The following is a 25,103-nucleotide window of genomic DNA, read 5'->3' on the forward strand; positions in this document are numbered from 1 at the left end:
GTCTGTCTTTCGCATTCCTGTTTCTATGCTTTCTGCGGTTCCTGTCTTCTATCGTCTACTGACGCATCCGGCGTCCGCCGGCTTTTTCTCTGCCCGGCTGCGAGCCTGGCTTCAATCCGAAACCGCCGTTTTTTGAAATCCGGTCTTACGAGGCTTCCGCACCAGACCGAAATAAGCCAAGAGCGCCAGCACGCTGCTGGCCAAAATGATCAGCCCCATGGGCACCGCCGTGTGCTCTCCGGCAATCCCGACGAGCGGAGACGTGCAGGCTCCAATCACGAAAGGCAGCAGTCCGAGAAACGCCGACGCGCTCCCGGCCATGCGGCTTTGCGACTCCATCGCCAAGGAGAAAGAAGCTGTGGACGTCATCCCGATCGACGCCACAAAAAAGAACAGCGGGATAACGAGGGCGAACAGCGGACCGTGCATCACGATTACCGTCAAGGCCGTCAGACTGGACAGAACGGACAGCAGCAGACCGACGACCAGAAACCGGCGTTCGGAAATTTTGTGGTTCAGGCGTCCGACGACCTGGGAGCCGATGATCAGGCTGATTCCGTTGGAAGCGAACAGAACGGCAAACAGCTGCGGAGACGCTCCGTATATGTTTTGGTAAATAAAAGGAGTTCCCGATACGTAGGCGAACACCCCGCCGACCATAATGCCTTGCGCAAGCGCGTAGCCGGTGAACGTGCGGTCTTTCAGCAGCGTTTTGATGCCTGTCAGCAGCTCGCCGAAGTTGCCGGAAATCCGCTTCTCGGCAGGCAGCGTTTCCTTCAGGTTGAAGGTCGCGAGAATCGCCAGCACCAAACCGACGATGCTCAACACGATAAATACGCCGATCCAGGTCGTGAAGGAAATGACGCCGCTGCCGGCCAAAGGCGCTATTAACGGGAACAAATTGTTCACCAGCATCAGCAGCGAGAAAAAACGGGTTAACGCCGGACCGCTGTACATGTCCCGCACGACAGCCCGCGAAATGACAATACCGGCGGAGGCCGCGAAGCCTTGAACGAAGCGCGCCGCTATGAAGCAGGCGATATTCGGCGAAATCGCGCAAACGAACGAAGCGATCAAGTAAAGAAGGAGCGAGAAAATAACGGGCTTTCGTCTGCCGTGAACATCGCTCAGCGGCCCCATAATAATTTGGCCGAGCCCGAGTCCGATCAAGCAAGCCGTCAGACTAAGCTGAACGAGGGAAGCCTGCGTTCCGAAATCGGCTGCGATCTGCGGGAAAGACGGCAAATACATGTCGATCGTCAGCGGACCCAGCGCGGAAAATGAGCCTAGAAGCAAAACGAGTCCGAGCCGCTGATCTTTTTTAGTTTTGTGCATGTTTTCTTTTTTCTCCTATCCGAATCTTCTATCTGTATCTTCTATCTCTATCTTTCGTTGACACGCGCCCCAATGGACACGCCCATCTCCTTTCCGCTGCTCCACATATCCGGCACCCTGCCGGTAAGCACTCTTTTTGCCCGCTGCATTAGTCGGTTCCTTAATGGAACGCCGCCCACAGCATCGAAACTCCCGAGCCGAGCAGGAGCAAGTCCAGCACGTAGCGGAACGAGCTCAAGCTCATGCGCTGCACGATGCGTTTGGCGGCAAACGTGCCGAGCATCAATGACGATCCTACGATAAGGCCTTGCGCGATCACTTCCCCCGGCAGCGCTCCAAGCTCGCGGAACGTGACCGCTTTGCTTACATAGAGCGCTAACGAGCTGGCGGCTTCCGTGGATAGGAAAGCTCCTTTCATTAAACCGTAGGAAGAGAAGGCCGGAACGCTGAGGGGGCCGGTGGAGAGCACAATGCCGGTCAAGAAACCGATCACCCCCCCGGCGACGGAGAGCTGCCAAAGACGAATACGCCTATTTTTGGCATCCAGCCAACGTTTGGCCGGAATCATGGCTAGAAAAAACAGACCGAGTCCGATATCGATCAGACGGACGGGCAATACCCACAACGTTCTGGCGCCGATCGCCGCCGCCGGAATCCCTGTAACGGAATATGCGGCGAAAGCTTTCCAGTCGATCTCCCGCCTCCAGGCGACCACTCTTGAGAAATTGGCCATAATTGCCGCCACGGCCATGATCGGCACGGCTTGCTTTGGACCGAACGTAAACACAAGAACGGGCAGCAGCATGATAGAGGAGCCTGTCCCGATCACGCCGCTGATGGCTCCCGCCAACACTCCTATCAGCAACACAAATCCATAGGCTCCCAAAGACAGCTCTCCCCCTGAAACTCCCGCTATAGCCAAAAACGGGTAACGGGAAAATCCGCTACAGGAATTATTTCCCAGCGGTTAGTCGACACTTTTATCCTTTTGTAACAGGAAACCGGGAACGGTTGTCCATGCATACATGAGGATTGTACACCTATATGCCCGCCGCGGCTAGTAGAATATTTTTATACGAGTGTTACAAGTACCAGAATAAGCGCTCTCTGTCGCCAGAGATGGAGAGCTTCATAATTCCGTTATTCCCGCCGATAGCCCCACCCGTTTCGTGCCGTTTGGCGGCGCCGCCCCCGCTATTCCGCCGGCTCCAGCTGCAAATACAGGCGGAGCGTGCGCTCCACCTCCGCCCTTACGATTCCCCAACGGCATGGAATGCTTGCCGTGAAGCGTCTGCTTCATCCGGTCCGCCTCCCTGCCGGGAATACGGCCAAGATGCGGTCGGCCGCAAACAGCCGGGGCGCGCGCTTTTCGCAGCAAAAGGCGCGGACCGTCTCCCCCCGGATACCGCGAACGATCACCGTCCGCCGGGTAATGCGGCCCTGCTTGTCGATATAAACCAGGTCGACCGTCCGTCCCACATAACGCTCCATATCCGCCATCCTGCCCGTTCCCTCCTTGACGTTCGGCGGCAAGCCGAAACAATCAGTCCGCTTCTCGCCAAACGATATAAGAACATATGTTCGCTTCTAGTATATACAATAAACGAACCTATATTCCGATTTCAAGTGGAAAAATCAAGATGCGCGTTTTTGCGCGTTTTCCCGAAGAACGGAACAAAACCTTCAAACCCCGTCATAACGGGGATGAAGGTTTCGTTCCGTTGCCGATCCGGGCGGACGGCTTTATGTGACGCTACCGCTCCACGTGCGGGTGCACTGCAAAAACCGCGCCGGCTCGTCGGTCGCGAACCAGCGAAGCCCGAGATCGAGCAGCATATGGATGGAACGTTCGTCGAATTCGAACGGCAGCACTTCCAGATCGACGCCTGCGGCGGCTGTCTCCGCAAGCGTCTCGCGCAGAAACACCCGATCGATCGCGTACGGCCAATCGGAGTCCCCGTCATCGGCGGTTTTGCCGTTCAAATGCAGCTGTACCTGATCGAGCCCGTCGTATCCCAAGTCCCGCGCCTGTTCGGCATACGTCCGCTTGATGCGCTCCGCGCTCCCGCCGATCCACAGCATGCTTCGGACGTCCCGGGCGATCCGCTTCATCTGCTTGCAATTCGACTGCTCATTATGCGTGAAGATTACCTGCCGGTTGACGCCGTACCGGTCGATCAGCCGCCCGAGGTCGGACAAATCGACCTGTTTCAGATCGAGGTAAGCGAGCCGCTCCGGCCGGCCCTGCATATCCTGGAACAGCTGCTCCAGAGATGGGATCGTTTCTCCCCCGAACCTCGGATCAAACTTGACTCCCGCATCCCACTCCGCAATCTCCGCGAAGTCGAATTCGGCGATGGGCCGGTCCTTTACTTTGTCCGGAGCGGTCGTCGTCCGGGCCGGCGTCTCGTCATGCAAGGCGACGATAATCCCGTCCTTCGTCGTGCGTATATCGGCCTCCGGAATACCGCCGAGGCTCCAGGCGTAGCGGTTTGCCGCCATCGTATTGTCCGGAGCTTCGTTGGCCCCTCCGCCCCGGTGGGCTTGCCAGTATATACGGTCGTGTTCGCTTGCCATTCCATTCCCTCCTGTATGCGGTTTGGACCCGTCCGGATCGCGGTTACCAACGGAATTCGAGCACCGTCTTCTTCCACCCTTTGTGTTGGGCGGTCTCCTCCATCGCCTCGCGAAAATCGTCCACCGTCCGGATCACGTGATTCCGGTCGGGTAAAATGCGCCGCAGCGTGTCCTGGCACGCCAGGTCCCGCATCGTCTCCAGCACTTGGACGAAGTCGGCGCGGGTGCTGCGGCTGCTGCCGAGAAGCGTGATTCCTTTCTCCAGCGTATCCCGCGTATTGACCGGCACGCGTTCTTCCGTCACGCCCATCAGGATAAGACTGCCTCCGGGCTTCAATATATCGATGGCCTGGTTGATCGCGCTTTCGCTGAACCGTCCCCCGGTGCATTCTATTGCAATGTCTGCCCGCTCTGCCGAACGAAAATCGCAGTCCTGCACGAGCGCCCGTCCGGCGAACGCGAATTGGTTGATTTTATCCGGAATCGCTCCGAATACCCGCAGCCGGTCCCGCTCTAGCCCGTACACATGATGCAGCATTGCCGCCGTAAAATAACCGACCGGACCGTCGCCGAACACGATGGCATTCGCCCCGGCGGCCAGCTTGCCCGCCACGCGGGACAAAGCGTGCACCGATACCGAGCACAGCTCGGCCAGCACGGCGATCTCGTCTGGCACCCCGTCCGGGATCGGCAGCGCGCACGGCGCGGGAATGACGAGCCTGTGCTGGGCGATCCCGTCCATGCTGCTGCCCAGAAACAAGCTGTTGTGGCAGTAGTTTTCCGGCAGGCCGCTGCGGCAGGCCGGGCAGCATTGCTCCGGCGCAATGCCCTCGCGAATGAAGCCGGGTATGTTCGGCACGATGACGACGCGCCGGCCCGCAGCCGCCTCCGACGAACGACTGGACAAGACGCGCCCGATCCCTTCGTGAATCAGCGTGAGCGGCAGCTTCCGGGCGAGCGCCTCCGGCCGCCTCTGGCCGGTATAATAACGCAAGTCGGCATGGCAGATGCTGCCGAGCGTCGGCTCGATAACGGCATCCCCTTCGCGGATCTCGCGCTCCGATATGATCTCGCTCAGCTCTCCGGGCTTCAGCAGCCGGTAATTGCGGGACATGACGCCGGCAGGCGCCGGTTCCGAGTTCCCCCTGTTCCCCATACGGGATATCCCTCCATTCGATTATACGCAAAAAAAGCGAAGCTTACATGCTTTTACAAAAGAACTACAATAAAATGTTCATTTGTGCTCATTTTATTCAATAATTATTATTATTTAACACATTTTATTTGTCAATACAAACATTTAGTGAATATATTATTCATATTTTCGCAAACGCCCCTACTTCCTCGGACAAAAACAAAAAAAGCTCCGTCCGTTCCGCGCTTACTGGCGGAAAGGACGAAGCTTCATGGAGCGCTGCGTAGGAATCGTCGGCCCCCTTCGGCTCATTGCTGCAGCTGACTGCTCGTTTTTTTGCGCATGAGTGCGTGGAGGGCGGAGGCTGCGAGCAAACCGACGACCGCTCCGCTCAAGGGAGCGACCGGAACGATAATCAGGCCGCGGTGGGAGTGCGGCGAGCTGTACAACCAGAAGCCGAAGGCCGTCACGAGAACGGTTCCGGACAAGACTGCCAGCCAGAATAACGCTTTGCCGCTTCTCCCGATTCTGGGCAGCGTCTGCCCATCCTCGCCCGCCGACGACCCGATATGTCTTCTGCGGTACACGAAGATGGCGAGCAGCAGCAGCTCGACGGCGATGCCCAGCACCGACAGCCCGAACTGCAGCAGCGAACCCGGCGACCGGATGCCGGGCAGCAGCCACTGGACTGCTCCGGTCGAGAGCGGATACATTAGTCCGCCGCGATGGCTGAAACCGTCGAGAAACAGATGACTGTACATGCCAAGCACGATGGAAGCGATCAGCAGCGCCCAACCGCGCAGGCCGTTTATGCGCCAGCCTCGCTGCACATAGCTGCCGGCGATACGGTTAAGCGGTGCAGGCAAATAAACCGCCGCAGCGGGCAGGACGAGCCGGTGAAAAGCAAACGCGAGCACAATCGAGGCCGGGAGGCCCAGCGTGAACATCCCGAGCGTGGAATGGCCGAAGTCGGTGTCGGTCGGACGCAGCTCGGCAAAATTTTGCAAATCGGGGGCCATCGTGCCGAGCACAAGACCTGTTCGGTTCAACTTGCGGGGGAACAGCTTGTCCAGCACGATAGCCGTAATCGGGTGGGCGGGCGTATAAGGCATCGGTCACCTCCTGGCGGTAAGAAGACCGTCTATCGGCGCAATTCGGAAAGGGCGACCGCAATTGCTCGGAATCGGCAAAACGCCAACAGAGTCTTTGATACAAATTGTATCCATGTCTGCGGGCATTGTCAAACTTTCTCCTCTGCTGCCGGTTTACGCAGCTTTTGACCGCCTGTCCGGCAATTGCGTTCGCTTCACGCCGCTCCCTCGACTGCCCCCCGATCCGGCTTCGGGTTACGGAGCCGCTTACTGCCGACGCCGACGCCCGGGCGTTCCCGGGCGTCGTTGCGCGAGCCCGGATTGTGCCTCACGCCTTCTCAGGATACTCTTCTGCGGACGAGCCGGTAGCCTTTACGCAGCGCGTTCAAAAGGGAATCCGGCAGCGGCACCGCCCACCGCAGCAGCAGCGGCTTGTACAGGGCGTAATACGACTTCTTGAAGTCGCTCCACATGACGCATTCTTCTTTCTTCAAAAAATCCGACACGTCCACGACGACGCCCCGCCCTTCGATCATCATGACGTTTTTGCCGTGCACGTCATGCGGGTTCAGCCCGCGCAGCCGGGAATAATCGAGAGCCGTGTCGATATCCCGAATTACTTGCTCCGGGATGCGGATGCCTCGCCGCAAGCAGTCGTAGATGGTCACGCCGTTCAACCGTTTAAGCACGAGAAACCGCTCGCCGGCGCCGTAGCATTCCGAATAAGCCGGATGCGGGCCAAGGCGGCGGTATACCTCGACTTCTTCGCGCAGGCCCGGTCTTCCTTCGGCGTACACCTTGACGACCATCCCCGGATAATCGGGATGCGCGACGACCGCCGCGTAATTGCCTGCGCCGACAAGCTTCCACGGCTTCGGTAAAACCCCTGTCCGCACCGGCTCGCGGGGATCGACGCTGTGCACGTCAAGCTGCGGCAATAGCCCGGTACGAGCCAGTTTCATGTACGTTTCTATCATAGCAATACGCCCTCCGCCGCTTCCGTCAGATCCGGCCTCATTTTTTTAATGTTATTTTAATAATTGCGCTGCAACCCGTGCCGCTCTAAGGTTTGACGATCACATAGAAAAAAAATCCATATTTTACTCTGCTATACTAAGTTTCAGGTGGCCGCCATATTAAGCATCTATCAGGAGGTTCGAATGGCTCTTCAACGGAACAGAATATGGTACAAGCCTGTTATCGGCGCTTCTATCGCACTGACCATTGCATTATCCGGAAATTTGGGATTCATGTCAACTGCGGCACATGCCGAAACCGTTTCCATTTCGGCAACGCGCGCAGACAGCATTATTTCAACAGGGTTGAAATACAAAGGAACCCCTTATGTATTCGGAGCGGCATCGGGCCGGACCAGCGCATTCGATTGCTCTTCCTTTACCCAATTTTTGTTTAAGAAGCAAGGGGTCTCGCTTCCCCGCACTTCCAAGCAGCAATCCAAAGTCGGTACTTACGTTTCCAAAAGCAATCTGAAGAAGGGAGACCTGGTCTTCTTCTGGACGAATCGGACAGGAAAAGGCAATGTCGGTCACGTCGCCATCTATATGGGAAACGGAAAGCTGTTGCATACTTATAAAAAAGGCGTTGGCGTGACAGTCTCCAATCTGAATTCCAGCTACTGGAGCTCCCACTATATGTCGGCCCGCCGGGTTCTGTAACCCGAACACAGAGTCGCTGCAAGCGAATCGATCTCCAACGGTCGGATTTTGGACAAAGAGTTTTCTACGATGCAGCACCCTTCCGGCGGAAGGGTTGTTTGCATCTTAGCGGGGAAGCGTGACGATGGCCGTGGTCCCTCTTCCGGGCCGGCTGTCCATACGAATGTTGCCGCCGTGCCGCTCCACGATGCTTTTGGCGATAGCCAGTCCGAGTCCGAACCCCCCGGTTGTGCGATCCCGTGCAAGATCGGTGCGGAAAAATCGGTCGAACAGAAATGGAAGCGCATTCTCGTCCAATCCGATACCCTGATCGATAATCTTGAATCGCACCTCGGTTTGGCCCGGAATGACGACGATCCGGATCGGCTTGGCGCTGTACTTGACCGCATTGTCCAGCAGGATGAGCAGCAGCTGCTTGAGCTTCTCCGCGTCGCCGCCGATCGTTATGTCCTCGTCCGGGCATGTCACTATGATCGACCTGTCGAACGCCACTTCCATTGCCGCGGCCGCCGACCGGATAATGCCGAGCAGCTCGATGGGAGCGAAATGAACCCAGTCCTCCTGCTCCGATTCCGCCAGCTGCATCAACGAGCCTACAAGTCCTTTTAACCGGTTCGACTCGCCAAGAATCGCCTCGATCGCTTCCTGCCGGATCTCCGGGTCCTCGCTGCCCCAGCGCTTCAGCAGACCGGCATAGCTTTCGATAATCGTCAGCGGCGTCCTCAGCTCATGGGAGGCGTCAGCCACGAACCGTTTCTGCTTGAAAGCCAGCTCCTCCAGCCGGGAGATCATCTGGTTGAATGTGACGCCAAGCCGGCCCAGCTCGTCGTAGCGGGCGGTGAATTCCGAGTCCAGCTTGCGGAACGTGCCGCTCTGCTGAATCAACTGCATCGTTCCGTTCAATTCCCGGAGCGGCTGGAACAGGAAGCGCGAATAAAAAAAACTGCCTAGAGCGGAGATGACGACCGCTCCGACCGACATGAGCACGAGAGCCGTCGTCAGCACATTGACGTACAAGCTCCACTTGGTCAGCATCCGCCCCATTTCCAGCACGCCGATCTGAGTGCTGCCGGATAGGATCGGTACCTGTACATACAGATAACGGGTATTATCGATCCGCTTGATCGAATAGCTGTAGCGGGTGGTTAGGTGAGGCGGCTCGACGACCAGCATCTCGTCGCTCTTCAGCTCCAGCTTGACGAGGCCGTCCATGCCGATAATACGGATCATTTCGTTGCTGACGAGGAATTCGTCCAGCAGGCCGGGATCGCTCCAGTTATGCGGATCTTGCAACTTTTTGAGTTCCAAAATCGATTGGACTTTGCTGAACAGCAGATCCTTCTCGTTTTTGGCGGTCGAATTGACGAAGAACGAATAAATAAACGTGCTGAACAGCACGAGAATGAAAACAAGCCAAGCCGAAGATAGCACCATTAGCCGAAGACGCAGGCTCATGTCGGCTTGCCTTCCGGCTGCGGATGCTTCAAGTAATAGCCGACGCCTCGGCTCGTTTGGATCAGCTTCGTTTTGAAGCCCTCATCGATTTTCTGGCGCAGGTAGCGGACATAGACGTCGACCAGATTGGTGTCTCCGGCAAAGTCGTATCCCCATACGTCGGATAAAATATGTTCCCGCGACAGCACCTCGCCCGGATGCTTCATAAAATACAGCAGCAGCTCGAATTCCCTCGGCGTCAGCTCGATCGGCTCCTCCCCGCGTTTCACTGTCCGAGATTTGGCATCCAGGGACAGGTCGCCGACCCGATAGACGTCCTCGTCCTCTCGGCTTTGTACGCGCGACGTGCGGATCAAGCCGCGAATCCGGGCCATCAGCTCCTCGATGGCGAAAGGTTTGGTCATATAGTCGTTGGCTCCGAGATCGAGCCCGTTGACTTTATCCGGTACCGTATCGCGGGCAGTCAGCAAAATAACGGGAACCGTCCGGTTCGTCTCGCGTATTTGCTTCAGAACGTCCAAACCGGTAATGCCGGGCAGCATAATATTGAGCAGGATCACGTCCCAGCTCCCGCCGCGCGCCAGTTCCAGCCCGTCTGGTCCGTTGCGGGCCAGCGTCACTTCATAGCCTTCATGGCGAAGCTCCAGCTCCAGCACCCGGGCGATTTTATGCTCGTCTTCCACCAGTAATACTTTACCGCTCATAAGGCCTCCATGACGAAACATACTTTTTTGGATATGCTTAGTATTTTCGTTCATGGATGTCCTCATTCGCCGCAAAACCGCGATTTATCCCCGTTTCAGGACCGAGGCGGCGCATACGAGCATCCAGGCGATCCCGAGAGCGAAGCCGGCCGCAATGTCCGTCGGATAATGCACGCCCAGATAGACGCGGCTGACGCCGATAAGCAGAATCAGGACGGCGCCGATAAGCACCGCTGTCCATGCCGCAGCCGGCTTGCGTTTTTGCCAATGGCGGTACAGCAAATAGGCGACGAGACCGTAGAAGGAGGCGGACATGAGCGCGTTGCCGCTCGGAAAGCTGAAGCCGGCCGCGTGTATCAGCGCATCCGACGCAGGCGGACGCGGACGCTCGAAGACGCCTTTCAAGACGCGGTACAAGCCGAAGGCCCCGGCCAGATTGACGATCAACAGCAGCGGCTCCAGCCGTTTCTTGAACGCAAAGACGAATAATGCGGCGAATACGACCAACAGCACCGCGAACACCGTCGTCGACACGAGCGGCGACAACGCTTTGAAGAATACCGTAAGTCCGTCGCTGCGCAAGCCCCGTATCCATCCCCCGACAGCATCGTCAAAGGGCGTCGGACCACTCTTGCCCAGCGTACCGGCCAGACCGGCAAACAACACGAGCAGCAGACCCGCCAACGTCCAATGGATCGTTCTCTTCATGGTATACCCAACATCCTTCCGCTAATTTATGCCAAGCCTATGCTATCACAAAACCGGCGAGGGATGAATAGTTTTCGTTCATAAAAGTGGATATCGGCATGGCCGATCATGTAGAATAGAATGGATACCGTGAGGAAAGAAGGATTATACGCGAATGTTTTACGCTAACGACTGGAAAGACTACGAATTGATCGACACGGGGGACGGCGACAAGCTCGAGCGCTGGGGGGACGTCGTGCTTCGGCGGCCGGACCCGCAAATCATATGGCCGATCAGCAAAGGGAATGGCGCTTGGCAGCAGGCGGCCGCGCACTATCACCGCAGCACCTCGGGCGGCGGGCAATGGGAAACGAAACGGCCGCTTCCCGAGCGCTGGGTAATCGGCTACGACAAGCTTTCCTTCTACATCAAGCCGACCGGCTTCAAGCATACCGGGCTGTTTCCCGAGCAGGCGGTTAACTGGCGCTGGATGATGGACAAGATCGCCGCGGCAGGCAGGCCGGTCAAGGTGCTGAATCTGTTCGCCTACACCGGCGGGGCGACCGTCGCCTGCGCGAGCGCTGGCGCGGAAGTATGCCACGTGGACGCCTCCAAGGGCGTGGTGCAGTGGGCCAAGGAAAACGTGCAGTTGTCCGGCCTTGCGGACCGTCCGGTCCGCTTCATTACCGATGACGTCTTCAAATTCGTGCAACGCGAAGAGCGGCGCGGCAACAAATACGATGCGATCATTATGGACCCTCCTTCTTACGGGCGTGGGCCCAACGGAGAAACGTGGAAGCTGGAGACGAATCTGTATCCGTTCGTCGAGTTTTGCTCCGGTATTTTGAGCGACAAGCCGCTGTTTTTCCTGATCAACTCCTACACGACCGGACTGTCGCCGACAGTGATGCACAACATTTTATCCATGACCGTCGGCCGCAAGTACGGCGGGTCGATCACGTGCGGCGAGATCGGCTTGCCGATTACGTCGTCCAAGCTGTTTTTGCCGGCAGGCATACTGAGCCGCTGGGAGAGCAAATAAGCAAGCGATTCGGCAAAAGGGGGCTCCGGCCTCCTTTTTGCTGTTCCGGATCTTTGCCGAATTGCAATCTTGCCCCCAAAGAGAGTCAATTGCCGCCCTCCCCGCTCATATACTTGCAGTACAACCGGTGCCTGCTCTGTCGAAGAAAGACGGACTAAAGGAGGGCGCGTATGGCAAACGACTTGAACGACCCGAACGACTTCAACGATAGCAACGGCAGGGTCGGCGGTAACGGCGAACGGCTCGGCGAGCTGTTGAAAACGCTCCTGCAAGAGCGGTCCCTATCCATGCGCAAGCTGGGCGGGCTGACGGGAATCGACGTGGCGACGATCTCGCGGATTGCCGCTGGGAAACAGGCGGCCAAAGCCGGGCAATTGCAGAAAATCGCCGACAATCTGAACGTCCCCGTCGGGCTGCTGCTTGAAGCCAGCGGATTAAAGCTGAACGGGCCGGATGCTCCTTCGGATCTGCAGCGGTCCGTCGATTCCATCCAGGAGACGCTGGCCGGCTCCGACTGGTTCGATGTCCGCTACACGACAGTGCAGGTCGAGCGGGAGCTGGCCAATTACGAGCGATACGCCCGGACAGAGGAAGGCCGGCGACTGATCCACGACGGTTTTGCCGCGAAGATGCAGCAGGTGGACGGCATGGGGCCTTTTATCGAGCATTTGCAGACCATGTATGAAACGTTTTCCAAAACCGGAACCTCCGAGGACGAACGGGCGCTGCTCGGGAGCGCGCTGCTTTACTTCATCCTGTCCACCGACATTATTCCCGACTACTTGTTCCCGATCGGCTATCTCGACGACGCGATCGCGGTTCATCTCACCTTGCGCCGCTTGGCCCAAATGTCCGGCTCTGAAACCGATACGTAGCAGGGTCGGATAACCCTCCAATTAACCCTCCAAAAAAGCAGCCCGCTCCGCCGTTTTGCGGAAATGAGCTGCTTTTATTCAAAAATGACGTTCCCCTGCCGTCTCTCTTCTATTGCAGAGCGGTACGCAGTTAATCGAGCAGCATATTGGCCGCCACGATCAGCAGCATGATTCCGCTCAGCAGCGTGCCGAACTGCCCGACGGTGAACGAGCCGATGCGGATATTCGCCGCTTTCCCCCCGACTGCCCCGCCGAGCCAGAGCGTCACGAAGCTGCCGACCGCGGCGGAAAGCGAAATCGCCAGCGGCGACAAGCCGATCAAACCGGCGCCGAGGCCGTTCGTCAACGCATTCGCCGACAGCGCCACGCCGAGCAGGACCGCTTCCCACCACCCGATGTCTCCGGACCGGTCCATATCGGCTTTTTCCGGGTTTTGCAATATGCCCTTCAGCCCGCCCGACTTCTCCTCGGCGGAGGGCACCTCCGGCGTCTGGCGCTTTCTTGGCAGCGCCAGCAGCATGATGCGGATGCCGATTACGACCAGCAGGAACGTACTGAGCAGCACCGGGAGAATGCCGGGCAGTATCGTTGAGATCCATTTCCCGAAGTAAATCCCCGCATAGCTGAAAGCCAAACAAATGACGGAAATAAGCGCATTTTTCCAAAGTTCCAGCCGGATCCCGCGAATCCCGTACGAAATGCCTACGCCTAAATTGTCGATGCTGGATGAGACCGCCAGCCCCAAAATCATAAACCAATGCATCCGCTCAACACCTCCGTTTGATTTCCGTATCAGTATATGGATGATGTTGAGCCGTTGTGCACGTCCCGTAACGTTTTTGTTGAACGCCCTTCAACACAACCGTTGCGATTCCCGCAATGAGAGGGCGGCGACCGCATATCCAGCCGGTAACGTCCCGCTCTTGTCGTCCTCCTGTCCTTTAACTGCGCAGACGGGGCTCGGCGCCGTATACTTTGACGCTCAGCACCAATCCGATGCACAGCATATTCGTCAGCAGGGAGCTTCCGCCGTAGCTGAGCAGCGGCAGCGCTATGCCGGTTAGCGGCATAAGACCGATATGCATGGCGATATTCTCGAATATTTGCAGGACGAGCATAGAGATGACGCCGACTACCAAATATTGGCCGGACAAATCCCCGCTGCCCGACACAATGCGCACCATCCGGTAAATCAGCACATAATAGAGCAGCAATAGCACGGCAGAGCCAAGAAACCCGAACTCCTCCCCCACAGCGACATAGATCGAGTCCGAATAGGAGTAGGGAATAAATCCGTGCTGCACCAGATGGCCCTGCTTAAAGCCTTGGCCGGACATCTGGCCGGAAGCGACCGCTCTCATCGCATTACGGACGTGCCACGACTTATCCGGGTCGCTGGCCGGATCGAGGAACGTCTGGATTCGCGCCAACTGATGCGGCTTCACGAACTTTTGGAGCAAGACGTAGTTATTGTGGAACAGCCAGATAACCGCCCACACCAGTCCGCTCAAAACCGAGATGCCTGCGATCATCGGCACCTTGCCGATATTGCCGATCCAGATCATGCCGACCAGAATACTGACGAAGACGATCGCCGTTCCGAGATCGGGCTGCTTGAGCACGAGCACGCACGGAACCGCTACGACCGCGCACAACGGTACGACGTCCCGGAACAGCTGCAGCTGCTCGCCTCCTCGCTTGGCGAGCAGGTGGGCAACCAGCAGGATCGTGAATACCTTGGCAAGCTCCGATGGCTGAAATTGCACGCCGCCAATACCGATCCAACGCGTTGAGCCGTTGATATCCTCCCCTTTCCAGATAACGAGCAGAAGCATGCCGATGCCTGCCGCATACAGCACGTAAGCGAGCCTGCCAGTCAAGAGACGGTAATCGAACAAAGCGGCAAACGGCATCGCTACGAAAAAAACGCCGAACAAAATCGCGTTGCTCATATGAAGCCCTTCATATTTCGTACCGAACGTAGCACTATAAATAACCGCGGTGCTAATAACACCGAAGCCAAACAAAACGATCAGGATGGTGCGATCCAGTTGTTTTAATTTTTGTATCATCGTGAAATGGCCCGCCCCTTTATGAGTGTTTCATGATGTGCCGCGCACCTTCCGCCAGAACGGCCTGACCGCAGCTTTCCGCCAAGGCCGGTCATGGCGAACGGGTACGAATTCAGAGCGAAGCTGCGTCTTCCGCAGGATCGGTCCCTCGCCCTGTAAAAAGTCACTTTAGTATTAGACGGAGACAATGGCTGACGGGTTGAGGAATATCGGCCGGGGACACTAAATCGTTAAAAACCGGTAAAAGGCGAGCAAAAAGAAAAGCACAGAGACATACGCTCTGCGCTTGATTCGCAATAGGTCTATCGATCCTCGCCGGGGCTGCCCTTCAGTTCGCTACTTTGCCGAGCAAATAGACGAGAAGCTGCTGGTTGTGCGAGGAAATCCGGTCCAGCTGCGAATGGATGAATTCGTTGCGGATGTCGACGCCGCGAACGCATTCGGTCTCGCCCTTCCTCGTTGGAATAATCCAGACGATCCGGCGGTCCTTCTCGTCCCGCTTGCGCACGATTAGCTCGTTTTTCTCCATCCGGTCGAGCAGCGTCGTCACCGCCGCAGGGGTCGTATTCAGATAATCCAGCAAATCCGACGGCTTCATCCTGTCCTGGGTAAGCAGTACCTCCAGTACGTTCAATTGGCCCTCCGTCAAAGCCGGCGCCAATTGCGTTTCCATGTGCGACCGCAAGTCCTTGCTGATTTTGCTCCACAGTTTTGCAAATTGATCGGAAAACAACATGAACACCTCCTAAGAACTTTTTCGCAAGAAAAAGTTGACTTCGTAAGCATACACTGAACTTTTTCGCAAGAAAAAGTTGACTTCGTAAGGATCACTGCATTCAACTTCGCTTCAGATGGGCGGGTGCCGCCCTTGAACATCGCTTATGATTCTATTATAACAATCGAGATTGTCGGATTAAAGGTTAATACTATTAATATTTTGCAACACAATGCGGGGAACCGTTTAACGTTTTGATAGGATTCAACATATATTGCATTACAGACGGTGCGGAACTTGACGACAAGACCGACGGAGAAGGAGGACGCCAATATGGATCAGGCGCATAAAGCGGAGATCGTCAAACGGGCATTGACCGCAGGCATAATAAACGACCCACAGTGGCTGCATAGGCTGGATGAGCCTATGCCCGCGTGGGCCGTTATCGACATGCTCGTGAAATTGCTGGAGAAGCTCGATCCGCCTTACGAGACGTACGATTAAGGCAATACAATCATCGCCCAGCGTCCTCCCAGGAACAGCAACCCTACTTACCGAGTCGGCCCCTGTCCGGATGCACGGAGCGCCGCGCGGAATGCAGCGCCAAGCAACGTTCCGAGAACGCTTATACCGGAGCGGGGCGCTTGACGACCGCGACGACGGTGTCCCCCTTGACGAGCGGCACGACCGACTTGCCCGGCGATTTGCGGTCCTCGATGGATGCTTCCTCGGTCGTGAACGTATGCTGGCCGCCGCTCTTCAGCAACGCCGTCAGCCGGAGGGCATGCTTGACGAAGAACGCCTCCAGCAGCACGGAGCCGTTGGGCCGGACCCGCTTGCCTTCCTTGAATTCGAAGGTGACGATGCCTTTGCCTCCTCGCCCTTGTACCGGATAGTCGAGCAGCAGCGAGCTCTTGGCGTAACCCAGATCCGACACGACCCAGATCTCGCCCTCCTCGCCTTCGACCCACTCCGAGGCGATGACCTCGTCTTCGTCGCGCAATTGAATGCCCCGGACGCCTGCGGCGGCTCGTCCCATCGGGCTGACTTCCATTTCCTTGAAGCGAATGCTCATGCCGAGCCTGCTGACGAGCAGCAGCTCCTTCGTATTGTCGCTCAGCAGTACGTCGATGACCTCGTCGTGTTCGGACAGCTTGACGGCGACCAAGCCCGAGGAACGGTTCGTCTGGTATTCCTTCAACTCCGTCCGTTTTACCTGGCCGCGGCGGGTGACGAATACGAGCGACCTGCCGGGCTCGTCAAACGACTTGGTCGGAATGACGGTTACGATCCGGTCCTCCTTGGCGATCGGGATGACGTTTACGATCGGCGTTCCGTTCTCCTTCCACTTGTACTCCGGCACTTGGTGAACCGGCAGCAGGTAGGAAAGCCCCTTACGGGTAAAGATCAACAGGTTGTCGATCGTATTTACCTCAAGCAGGTGGCGGATATAATCGTTCTCTTTGACCCCCGAGCTCTCGATTTCCCCGCCCGACCGGGTATAGGACAGCATGCTCGTCCGCTTCAGATAGCCCTCGTTCGACAGCGTCACCAGCACGTCCTCCGGCGCCACCATCACCTCCAGGTTAACCTTGAGCTCCTCGATCTCCTCCTGAATCGCCGAACGGCGATCAATGCCGTACTTCTCGCGAATTTCGCCCATTTCCTGCTTGATGACGGCCATCAGCTTCGTATGGCTGGACAAAATGCCGCGCAAATACTGAATCGTTTTCTGGATATCCTTCAGCTCTTTTTCGATCGAAGTAATTTCCAGATTGGTCAGCCGGTACAGCTGCAGCGTCAAGATCGCGTCGGCCTGACGCTCGGTGAAGCCGAATCGGTCGATGAGGTTTTTTTGCGCATCCAGACGGTTTTTGGACGCCTTGATCGTCGCGATCACCTCATCGAGGATGTTCAGCGCTTTGGCCAGCCCTTCCAGAATATGAGCGCGGTCCTCCGCCTTCTCCAGCTCGAACTGGGAACGACGCGTCACGACATCCTTCTGGTGCTCGACGTACGCCTCCAACAGCTCCTTGATGCCGAACTGCTTCGGCGTCTTATTGACGATCGCGACCATATTGAAACTATAAGCGACCTGCAGGTCGGTTTTTTTCAGCAAATAAGTAAGGATGCCGGAAGCGTCCGCATCCTTCTTCAGTTCGATGACGATGCGCAGGCCGTTCCGCCCGCTTTCGTCCCGTACCTCGGCGATGCCTTCGATTTTTTTCTCGATGCGGATCATCTCGATCGCCGTCACCAGCTTCGATTTAACTACCTGGTAAGGAATCTCCGTAATGACGATCTGCTGGCGGCCACCCTTCATATCCTCGATGGCCGTTTTCGCGCGGATATAGATCCGGCCCTTGCCGGTCCGGTAAGCTTCCCGGATACCTTCCTCGCCCATTATGATGCCGCCGGTCGGGAAGTCGGGGCCTTTAACGACCTGCATAAGCTGCTCGAGCGTAATGTCTGCATTGTCGATCAGAGCGATGCAGGCATCGATCACCTCGCGCAGACTGTGCGTCGGAATTTCCGTCGCAAAACCGGCGCTGATGCCGCTTACTCCGTTCACGAGCAGGTTCGGATAACGGGAAGGCAGCACGACAGGCTCCTTCGCCGTATTGTCGAAGTTGTCCTTGAACAGCACGGTGCGCTTGTCGATGTCCCGCAGCAGCTCCATGGCGATGTTCGACAGCCGCGCCTCGGTATAACGCATCGCCGCCGGCGGATCGTCGTCCATCGAGCCCCAGTTGCCGTGGCCGTCCACGAGCATATGCGACATCTTCCACGATTGGGCCATCCGCACCATACCGTCGTAGATGGAGGAATCTCCGTGCGGATGGTAGTTGCCCATCACGTCCCCGACCGTCTTCGCCGACTTGCGGTACGGCTTGTCCGGCGTATTGCCGGATTCGTACATGGCGTATAGAATACGCCGCTGTACCGGCTTCAAACCGTCTCGGACATCCGGAATCGCCCTGTCCTGAATAATATATTTGGAATAGCGGCCAAACCGGTCCCCGACCACCTCTTCCAGAAATGCGGGCAAATGCTGCTCCGATAGACTCAAGCTGATAGTCACCTCAATTCAGGTTTCAACGCACTTCGCTCATTCTACAAATTCCGTAAAGTCCACATTGTCTATAATCCACCGTTTGCGCGGGTCGACCTTGTCGCCCATCAGCGTCGAGACGCGGCGTTCGGCCTTGGCGGCATCCTCGATCTGCACTTGCAGCAGCATCCGTGCCTCCGGGTCCATCGTCGTCTCCCACAGCTGCTCCGGGTTCATCTCGCCGAGCCCTTTGTAGCGCTGCAGCTCGACCGACTTGCCCAGCTCCTTCATGAACTGCGCCAGCTGCTCGTCCGAGAACGCATATTTCATCACCGAGTTTTTGCCGGCCTTCTTTGTCACTTTATAGAGAGGCGGCTGGGCGATAAACACCCGTCCCGCATCGATAAGAGGCTTCATGTAACGGTAAAAAAAGGTCAACAGCAGCACCTGGATGTGTGCCCCGTCCGTATCGGCATCGGTCATGATAATCACTTTGCCGTAATTGATTTCCTCGATCTCGAAGTCCGAGCCTACACCCGCGCCGATCGTGGCAATGATGGCCTTGTACTCGTCGTTTTTCAAAATATCGACCAGCTTCGCCTTCTCGGGATTCATCGGCTTGCCCTTGAGCGGCAATATCGCCTGATGCCGGGAATCGCGGCCTTGCTTGGCGGAGCCGCCAGCGGAATCGCCTTCGACGATGAACAGTTCGTTGCGCATGTGGTCTTTCGACTGCGCCGGAGTCAGCTTGCCGCCCAGATTGGAGCTTTCGCTTTTGCCCTTCTTGCCGTTGCGCACTTCCTCGCGCGCCTTGCGAGCCGCTTCCCGCGCCTTGGCGGATTGGACCGCCTTCTTTAACAGCTGCTGCGCCACTTGCGGATTCTCGTCCAGATAAACGGCCATCTTCTCGGAAACGACCGCATCGACCGCGCCCCGCGCCGAGGCGCTGCCGAGCTGATCTTTCGTCTGGCCGACGAATTCGACTTCGCCCATCTTGATGTTGATAACGGTCATCATGCCTTCGCGCAGATCGACGCCCTCCAGATTTTTATCCTTCTCCTTGAGAAGTCCGGCTTTGCGGGCGTATTCGTTCATTACCCGGGTATAGGCGGTTTTATAGCCGGTCTCGTGCGTGCCGCCCCCGCGGGTCGGAATGGAATTGACGAAGGAAGCGATCGTCTCGGTGTAGCCGTCGTTGTATTGAAAGGCGACCTCCACCTCGATATCTTCCTTCTCGGCCATAAAATGAATGACGTCGTGCAGCACCGTCTTGTCCTCATTGAGAAACTGCACGAACTGCTTCGCCCCGCCGGCGTATTCAAACGTCTCTTCGTTGCCGGAACGCTCGTCCTTCAGCGTTACCTTCAAGCCCGAGTTCAGGAAAGCGATCTCCTGCAGCCTTTCCGACAGCGTGTCGTAATTGATCGTCGTCCCGCCCTGGAATACGCGCTTGTCGGGTTTGAACGTAATCTGGGAGCCGGTCCGATTCGTATTGCCGATCACCTCGAGCCCCGTCACCGGTTGTCCGACATGCTCCTTGCCGTTCGAATCGACCCAATATTCGAAGCGCTGGCGATGCGTCTTGCCGTCGCGCCAAATTTCCACTTCCAGCCATTCGGATAGCGCATTCGTCACCGAAGCGCCCACGCCGTGCAGGCCGCCGGATTTCTTATAGCCGCCGCCGCCGAATTTACCGCCGGCATGCAGCATCGTAAAAACGACCTGAGGCGTCGGAATGCCCGTCTTATGCATCCCGGTCGGAATGCCCCGGCCGTTGTCTCTTACGGTGACCGATTGATCCTTATGTATGATGATATCGATTTTCGAGCAATACTTGGCCAAATGCTCGTCGACGGCATTGTCGACGATTTCCCAGATCAGGTGATGGAGGCCCGATGAGCTCGTGCTGCCGATGTACATCCCCGGCCTTTTCCGTACCGCTGTCAAGCCCTCCAGGACTTGAATATCGTCGGCATCGTACCCGGTCGCGGAGCCGCCGGCCGAAGCCGCTGCGCCTGACGCTTGCCGATCGGCGGCCGGTTTGTTCCCGCCGCTTGCCGGTTGCTTGCCGCTTGACGATAGGCCCGCCGTTTTTTTACCCTCCGAAGATGCCGATTCCGAAAACAAGTCCAGCTGTTCTGTCAATCCGTGCGCCCCCCATATTCCGATTCAATCGCTTGTCGCAAGCGACAGCTATTATGCATTATACTCAAAGCGGTTTCGTTTTACCATGCCCCGCGCGACAAAAGCCGTACATTTCCCGCGAATCGCCCCTTAATTCAGCACGTCCTTGCGCGTAAAGACAAGGAAGGAAACGATCAGGGAAGCAAGCCCCCAAACCGCCAGCACGGTCATGGAAAACGCCAGATCCATTCCTTCGATGGGCGGCAGCCGGCCCGACAAATAGTCGGTAAGCGTCAAATTGACCATAAACAAGTATTTCGCCGTCTGCCAGGACGACACCATATTCGTCAGGATGCTTCCGGCGATCAGCACCGCGAGCATAATGCCCATGCCCGCCGCCGTACTGCGCACGAGCACCGACACCATCAGCGACATCAGCCCTACGATAACGGCCGAGAACCAGACAAGACCGAGCTCCATCAGCAAATAAAGCCATTGCGGAACCGGATGCACATAAGTCATGTCGACCTCGGCGCCGACCAGCTTGAAGCCAGTAAAGGAAGGCAGCGTCCACCCCCCGTAGCCGAATATGAGCCCGGATATGAGATAGGCGAGCGCCATCGTAGCGAATACGGTAAGCGATATATACAGCAGCAGCGCAATATATTTGCTCGCCAGCACCTTCCATCGCTGGACCGGCCGGGTCAACAGCAGCTTGATCGTCCCCGTCGAGTGTTCCGAGGAGACAAGGTCGGAAGCGATAACCATCACCATCAGCGGAATGAACAAACCGATCGAGTTGGCCACGAACGTATTCGTAAACGTAACGCCGTTGGGCGCTTTCGGATCGACGTTTTTGTCCAAATAATATTGAAGCACCCTGACCTGTACCCGCATATATTTTTTCCATTCCTCGGGCACCCGGTTGCTTGCGAGACGGTTCGTATAGTCGTTGATTTGCTGCTGCGTTTCCAGTCTCCAGTCCTGCGAGCCGAACTGCTTCTTGCTGTTCTGGGCCACCTTCATCTGCGCATAGGTAAAGATGGGGATGAGGGCCGCAAGAATAAGCAGAATGACGAGAAACCGTTTTTTCTTCCATATTTTAATCGTTTCGTTCTGAACCAATGGGTAGAGGCCGATGTTATTCAATTTGCTCCCCCTCCGTCACGCGCAGGAACAGCTCTTCCAGCGTCGGATTGATGATGTGGATGCCGTATATGCGAATACCTGCCGCTACCATCGCCTCGTTCACCCGCGGTATCGCTTCCTGATCCATCTGCACCGCAAGCGGGCTGCCTAGCGCCTCTCCGCCTTCGGGAGAGCTTGTCCCATAGGGGCTTCCATCCAGCAGAGCTACGCCTGCCTCGCCTTCGAGGAGCTCCCGGGCACGACCTGCCTGCGACACGCTCCATACGACCGTGCTGCTCGTCTGCCGCAGCAGCTCGTCCACCGCCCCGACGGCGATGACGCTCCCATGACTGATAATCGCCACCCGGTCGCACATTTGCTGAATCTCGCTCAGCAGATGGCTCGAGACGAACAGGCTCAGCCCTTCCGCGGCCAACCGGCGGATAAAGTCGCGCATTTCCTTGATTCCCTGGGGGTCAAGCCCGTTCGTCGGCTCGTCGAGAATAAGCAGGCTCGGGCTGCCGAGCAGCGCCTGGGCGATACCAAGCCGCTGGCGCATGCCGAGCGAATACGTCTTGACCTTATCGTAAATGCGCTGGCCGAGGCCCACGATATGCGTCACCTCGCGAATGCGCGATTCGGTGACGCCGGGAATCATCCTCGCGAACTGCTCGAGATTTTCCCAGCCGGTCAAATAGCCGTACAGCTCCGGGTTTTCCACGATGCAGCCGACATGACGCAGCGCTTCCGTAGGCTTCTTCGCCACATCGTAGCCGCCGAGCGTAATCGTTCCTGCGGTCGGCTTGATCAAACCGACCAGCATGCGGATCGTCGTCGTTTTGCCGGAGCCGTTCGGGCCGAGAAAGCCGAATATTTCCCCGCGCCGCACGTCGAACGATACGCCCTTTATAATTTCCTTGTTTTTGATTCGCTTCTTCAATTGATGGACGGACAGCACGACGTTCGGATCGACGGACACGTTTCTTCAACCTCCCTATTCAAGCGCCTGCACGACGCGATCGGCGATCCGCACATACCCTTCCTGATTCGGATGGAAGTGATCGCTGTAGATGTATTTCTGGAAATTCAGCTGGAACAGATCGAGCGTCGGCACATAGACCATATTCGGAAAACGGCTGGCGATTCGGAACGCTTGATCGTTCCACTCCTGCACGTACACCGTAGCCGGCCTCATATCCGGTATATCATAGAACGGGTTATACATCCCGACGTACACGATCTTCGCCCGCGGATTCAATTCGGACAGTTTGGTCATAATTTGCTCCAGGCGTTTGAGCGGCTCCGGCATTCTCTCTCTTACCTTCACCGGGTCCAGCTCGTCCGACTTCGAGCCAAGCACGTCCTGGCCGATGGCGAACAGATCGTTGCCGCCCATCGTAAACAGCACGACGTCGGCCTTCTCGATGCCGTAAGGAATGCCTTTGGACGTTTGCAGGGCGCTGAGCAAGGCATCGGTGCGAGCGCCGTTGACGGCATAGTTGCCGATGACGTTGACCTGCTTCTTCGTCACTTCGCCCAGCTTCTCCCGCACATGCTGGACATAGCCTTTGCCGGTTACATCGCCTGTCCCGACGGTCAACGAATCGCCGAGCGCGACGATATCGATCGTCGTCTTCTCCTCTTCCGCCGGCTTCGGCTCCTCGGCTTGCATATAATCGGCCGGCTTCGGGTTCAGGACGTCATTGACGGCATAGACAAGCCCGCCCACAAAGAGCAGCGACGTGATCAGAGCCGCCGTTCCAACCGTTCTCCACAGCGTTCGCGTCGATTTCACAATAAGCCCCCTCCCGAAAGTAAAGGTACAAAGTCATTTCTCGTCAGCTCTCGACTTTGTACAAGCTGCGCGTTGGCATATAATTCTAGAGTAAAGGTTCCGCTTGCAATTTGCAAATGGCAGGTACGGCGCGAAAAAAGCAGAAAAAGCGGTTCCGCGGCAAAAAAAAGCACGCGGAGAGAAACATCCGGCAACCCGGAGCATCTCCTTCGCGTGCTTGACTTAACGCAGCTTTCGGATGGTGAAATTCGCCTCAAGCAAAGCCCAGTTCTGCGGAAAGTCCTGCCCGAGCACCCAATAGCTGATGCCGCGCAACCCATACTCCTTGATCAGGTCGAACTTCGCCTGCATGCTGCGCGCATCCTCGAACCAGACGATGTGCTCGCGGCCCTCGTTGTCGTAATACGTAAAATGGGGAGCCTGCGCCGTATAGTCGAACCGAATGTAGGCGCCGACGTCCCGGGCTAGACCGACCGCGGCTTGAGGACTGAGCGTCGGGGCGAACTTCCCGCCCTTGACGTAAGGCAGCGTCCAATTGTAGCCGTACAGCGGAGCGCCCATCATGATTTTGCCGGGCGGAATGACCGAGACGGCGTAATCGAGCACCTGCCGCACCTGCGGGATCGGAGCGACCGCCATCGGCGGACCGCCGGACCAGCCCCACTCGTAGGTCATAATGATGACGAAATCGACAATCTCGCCATGCGCCTTGTAGTCATGCGCCTCGTACCAACGGCCGGCTTGGGTGGCGCTGATCTTGGGGGCGAGCGCCGTAGAGACGGGAAGCCCTTGTTCATGCACGCGGGCCGTAATTTCACGAAGGAAGTCGTTGTACTTTTCCCGGTCCTCCGGAAAAATATGCTCGAAATCGATATTAAGCGCATAAAACTGTTTGTCTGCCAGCGTCGCCAGCACATTGTCGATCAGCCGGCTGCGCGCCTCGGCACTGTCGAACAGTTGGCGGGCCACTTCCGAGGAGAATGTGCCGTTCTCGAAATTGGTGATGACCATCATCGGCACGGCGCTCGTGTCGGCTATCGCCGCCAAAGCCGTTTCGTCCTTGGGCGGAACCAGGGTTCCGTCGCCCCGGACCACATACTGAAACATACTGAAGTACGTCAAATACGGAGCCGTCTGGCCAACGATCTCCCGGTCCTTCTCGGTTCCGGACGGCTGCAGGTAACCGTTCGTCTCGATCGTCGGCTTCGGTCCCGCCCGCGGGATGCGCAGCCGCTGGCCGACATGTAATCTGGACGGGTCCAGCAAGCCGTTCGCACGGGCGATTTCCTCGACGGGGACGCCGTAACGCCGCGAAATCGTCCACAGCGATTCGCCGGGACGGACGACATGATCCGTATCGCTTGTGGGGATGACAAGCGCTTGGCCGACCGCCAGTCTGGTCGGCTCGTCGATTCCATTGATCCGTACAATATCGTCCACCGTCACCCCGTATCGTTTGGCGATCGCCCATAACGAGTCGCCGGGGTTGACCACTTCGATCTGCATGAATCGCCCACCTCCTTACCGTTTCCTTATCCGCCTGCTTCCGCTTCTACGTTCCAAGCCTATTCGGGAACAGCCCGTTACTTGCCAGTCCGAACAAAAAAACCTCCGGACGCGCAAGCGCCCGGAGGTTTCGG

At 57.1% G+C, this 25,103-nt stretch carries 24 protein-coding genes; 4 read left to right on the plus strand and 20 right to left on the minus strand.

Annotation, left to right across the window (positions count from 1 at the left end; translation table 11 throughout):
- Positions 1 to 111 precede the first annotated feature (111 nt).
- From ABD796_RS12840 to ABD796_RS12875, 8 genes are all read right to left on the minus strand, one after another.
- On the minus strand, positions 112 to 1,335 hold the full coding sequence (locus ABD796_RS12840; protein WP_344908370.1) for a multidrug effflux MFS transporter: 1,224 nt from the start codon (positions 1,333 to 1,335) through the stop codon (positions 112 to 114).
- A gap of 160 nt (positions 1,336 to 1,495) precedes the next feature.
- A complete protein-coding gene (locus tag ABD796_RS12845; protein WP_344908373.1) occupies positions 1,496 to 2,203 on the minus strand; it encodes a sulfite exporter TauE/SafE family protein in 708 nt (235 codons plus the stop codon).
- A 261-nt stretch (positions 2,204 to 2,464) separates the two neighbouring features.
- Positions 2,465 to 2,635: a hypothetical protein gene (locus ABD796_RS12850; protein ID WP_344908375.1), complete on the minus strand. Its 171-nt coding sequence runs from the start codon at positions 2,633 to 2,635 to the stop codon at positions 2,465 to 2,467.
- Positions 2,632 to 2,835 carry a WYL domain-containing protein gene (locus ABD796_RS12855; protein ID WP_344908378.1) on the minus strand — a complete coding sequence of 68 codons (204 nt, stop codon included), beginning with the start codon at positions 2,833 to 2,835 and terminating at the stop codon, positions 2,632 to 2,634. The genes ABD796_RS12850 and ABD796_RS12855 overlap by 4 nt, the downstream gene beginning before the upstream one ends.
- Before the next feature lie 243 nt (positions 2,836 to 3,078).
- The gene (locus tag ABD796_RS12860; RefSeq protein WP_344908381.1) at positions 3,079 to 3,912 is read right to left on the minus strand and encodes a glycerophosphodiester phosphodiesterase; all 834 of its coding nucleotides are present in this window, start codon (positions 3,910 to 3,912) and stop codon (positions 3,079 to 3,081) included.
- A gap of 43 nt (positions 3,913 to 3,955) precedes the next feature.
- Positions 3,956 to 5,068 carry an alcohol dehydrogenase catalytic domain-containing protein gene (locus ABD796_RS12865; RefSeq protein WP_344908383.1) on the minus strand — a complete coding sequence of 371 codons (1,113 nt, stop codon included), beginning with the start codon at positions 5,066 to 5,068 and terminating at the stop codon, positions 3,956 to 3,958.
- A 287-nt stretch (positions 5,069 to 5,355) separates the two neighbouring features.
- Positions 5,356 to 6,159, minus strand: coding sequence for a DUF4184 family protein (locus tag ABD796_RS12870; RefSeq protein ID WP_344908386.1), 804 nt, complete (start codon positions 6,157 to 6,159; stop codon positions 5,356 to 5,358).
- 317 nt (positions 6,160 to 6,476) lie between these two features.
- Positions 6,477 to 7,115 carry a serine/threonine protein kinase gene (locus ABD796_RS12875; RefSeq protein WP_344908388.1) on the minus strand — a complete coding sequence of 213 codons (639 nt, stop codon included), beginning with the start codon at positions 7,113 to 7,115 and terminating at the stop codon, positions 6,477 to 6,479.
- Between the two features lie 273 nt (positions 7,116 to 7,388).
- Between ABD796_RS12875 and ABD796_RS12880 the strand changes: the two genes are divergently transcribed.
- A complete protein-coding gene (locus ABD796_RS12880; protein WP_344908391.1) occupies positions 7,389 to 7,814 on the plus strand; it encodes a C40 family peptidase in 426 nt (141 codons plus the stop codon).
- 105 nt (positions 7,815 to 7,919) lie between these two features.
- Here the strand turns inward: ABD796_RS12880 and ABD796_RS12885 are convergent, their stop codons facing one another.
- From ABD796_RS12885 to ABD796_RS12895, 3 genes are all read right to left on the minus strand, one after another.
- Positions 7,920 to 9,269 (minus strand): sensor histidine kinase, encoded by a 1,350-nt coding sequence (locus ABD796_RS12885; protein WP_344908393.1) that lies wholly within the window; start codon positions 9,267 to 9,269, stop codon positions 7,920 to 7,922.
- Positions 9,266 to 9,973: a response regulator transcription factor gene (locus tag ABD796_RS12890; RefSeq protein ID WP_344908396.1), complete on the minus strand. Its 708-nt coding sequence runs from the start codon at positions 9,971 to 9,973 to the stop codon at positions 9,266 to 9,268. Before ABD796_RS12890 ends, ABD796_RS12885 begins: the two co-directional genes overlap by 4 nt.
- 84 nt (positions 9,974 to 10,057) lie before the next feature.
- A complete protein-coding gene (locus ABD796_RS12895) occupies positions 10,058 to 10,681 on the minus strand; it encodes a phosphatase PAP2 family protein (protein ID WP_344908399.1) in 624 nt (207 codons plus the stop codon).
- A 154-nt stretch (positions 10,682 to 10,835) separates the two neighbouring features.
- Here ABD796_RS12895 and ABD796_RS12900 point away from each other — a divergent pair, with 154 nt between their 5' ends.
- Together ABD796_RS12900 and ABD796_RS12905 are read left to right on the plus strand one after the other, a co-directional pair.
- Positions 10,836 to 11,702: a class I SAM-dependent methyltransferase gene (locus tag ABD796_RS12900; protein ID WP_344908402.1), complete on the plus strand. Its 867-nt coding sequence runs from the start codon at positions 10,836 to 10,838 to the stop codon at positions 11,700 to 11,702.
- A gap of 170 nt (positions 11,703 to 11,872) precedes the next feature.
- On the plus strand, positions 11,873 to 12,577 hold the full coding sequence (locus ABD796_RS12905; RefSeq protein ID WP_344908405.1) for a DUF1232 domain-containing protein: 705 nt from the start codon (positions 11,873 to 11,875) through the stop codon (positions 12,575 to 12,577).
- A gap of 130 nt (positions 12,578 to 12,707) precedes the next feature.
- Here the strand turns inward: ABD796_RS12905 and ytaF are convergent, their stop codons facing one another.
- From ytaF to ABD796_RS12920, 3 genes are all read right to left on the minus strand, one after another.
- Entirely contained in the window at positions 12,708 to 13,340 is a 633-nt protein-coding gene (gene ytaF / locus ABD796_RS12910) for a sporulation membrane protein YtaF (protein WP_344908408.1), read from the minus strand.
- A gap of 178 nt (positions 13,341 to 13,518) precedes the next feature.
- Positions 13,519 to 14,649 (minus strand): FtsW/RodA/SpoVE family cell cycle protein, encoded by a 1,131-nt coding sequence (locus tag ABD796_RS12915; protein WP_344908411.1) that lies wholly within the window; start codon positions 14,647 to 14,649, stop codon positions 13,519 to 13,521.
- A gap of 328 nt (positions 14,650 to 14,977) precedes the next feature.
- Entirely contained in the window at positions 14,978 to 15,382 is a 405-nt protein-coding gene (locus ABD796_RS12920) for a MarR family winged helix-turn-helix transcriptional regulator (protein ID WP_344908948.1), read from the minus strand.
- Between the two features lie 315 nt (positions 15,383 to 15,697).
- On the opposite strand from ABD796_RS12920, the gene ABD796_RS12925 reads away from it, so the two are divergent.
- A complete protein-coding gene (locus tag ABD796_RS12925) occupies positions 15,698 to 15,868 on the plus strand; it encodes a hypothetical protein (protein WP_344908415.1) in 171 nt (56 codons plus the stop codon).
- A 121-nt stretch (positions 15,869 to 15,989) separates the two neighbouring features.
- Here the strand turns inward: ABD796_RS12925 and gyrA are convergent, their stop codons facing one another.
- The 6 genes from gyrA to ABD796_RS12955 all read right to left on the minus strand — a co-directional run bounded on the left by gyrA (position 15,990) and on the right by ABD796_RS12955 (position 24,969).
- Positions 15,990 to 18,434 carry a DNA gyrase subunit A gene (gyrA, locus tag ABD796_RS12930; RefSeq protein WP_344908418.1) on the minus strand — a complete coding sequence of 815 codons (2,445 nt, stop codon included), beginning with the start codon at positions 18,432 to 18,434 and terminating at the stop codon, positions 15,990 to 15,992.
- A gap of 39 nt (positions 18,435 to 18,473) precedes the next feature.
- Positions 18,474 to 20,561 (minus strand): DNA topoisomerase IV subunit B, encoded by a 2,088-nt coding sequence (parE, locus tag ABD796_RS12935; RefSeq protein WP_344908421.1) that lies wholly within the window; start codon positions 20,559 to 20,561, stop codon positions 18,474 to 18,476.
- 129 nt (positions 20,562 to 20,690) lie between these two features.
- Positions 20,691 to 21,689 (minus strand): ABC transporter permease, encoded by a 999-nt coding sequence (locus ABD796_RS12940; RefSeq protein ID WP_344908424.1) that lies wholly within the window; start codon positions 21,687 to 21,689, stop codon positions 20,691 to 20,693.
- The gene (locus ABD796_RS12945) at positions 21,682 to 22,647 is read right to left on the minus strand and encodes an ABC transporter ATP-binding protein (protein WP_344908427.1); all 966 of its coding nucleotides are present in this window, start codon (positions 22,645 to 22,647) and stop codon (positions 21,682 to 21,684) included. Before ABD796_RS12945 ends, ABD796_RS12940 begins: the two co-directional genes overlap by 8 nt.
- 15 nt (positions 22,648 to 22,662) lie before the next feature.
- Positions 22,663 to 23,463, minus strand: coding sequence for a GDSL-type esterase/lipase family protein (locus ABD796_RS12950; RefSeq protein ID WP_344908429.1), 801 nt, complete (start codon positions 23,461 to 23,463; stop codon positions 22,663 to 22,665).
- A 222-nt stretch (positions 23,464 to 23,685) separates the two neighbouring features.
- Positions 23,686 to 24,969 carry a glycoside hydrolase family 18 protein gene (locus ABD796_RS12955; RefSeq protein WP_344908432.1) on the minus strand — a complete coding sequence of 428 codons (1,284 nt, stop codon included), beginning with the start codon at positions 24,967 to 24,969 and terminating at the stop codon, positions 23,686 to 23,688.
- Positions 24,970 to 25,103 lie beyond the last annotated feature (134 nt).

Source organism: Paenibacillus hodogayensis (genome assembly GCF_039536325.1).
GTDB classification, from domain to species: domain Bacteria; phylum Bacillota; class Bacilli; order Paenibacillales; family NBRC-103111; genus Paenibacillus_AB; species Paenibacillus_AB hodogayensis.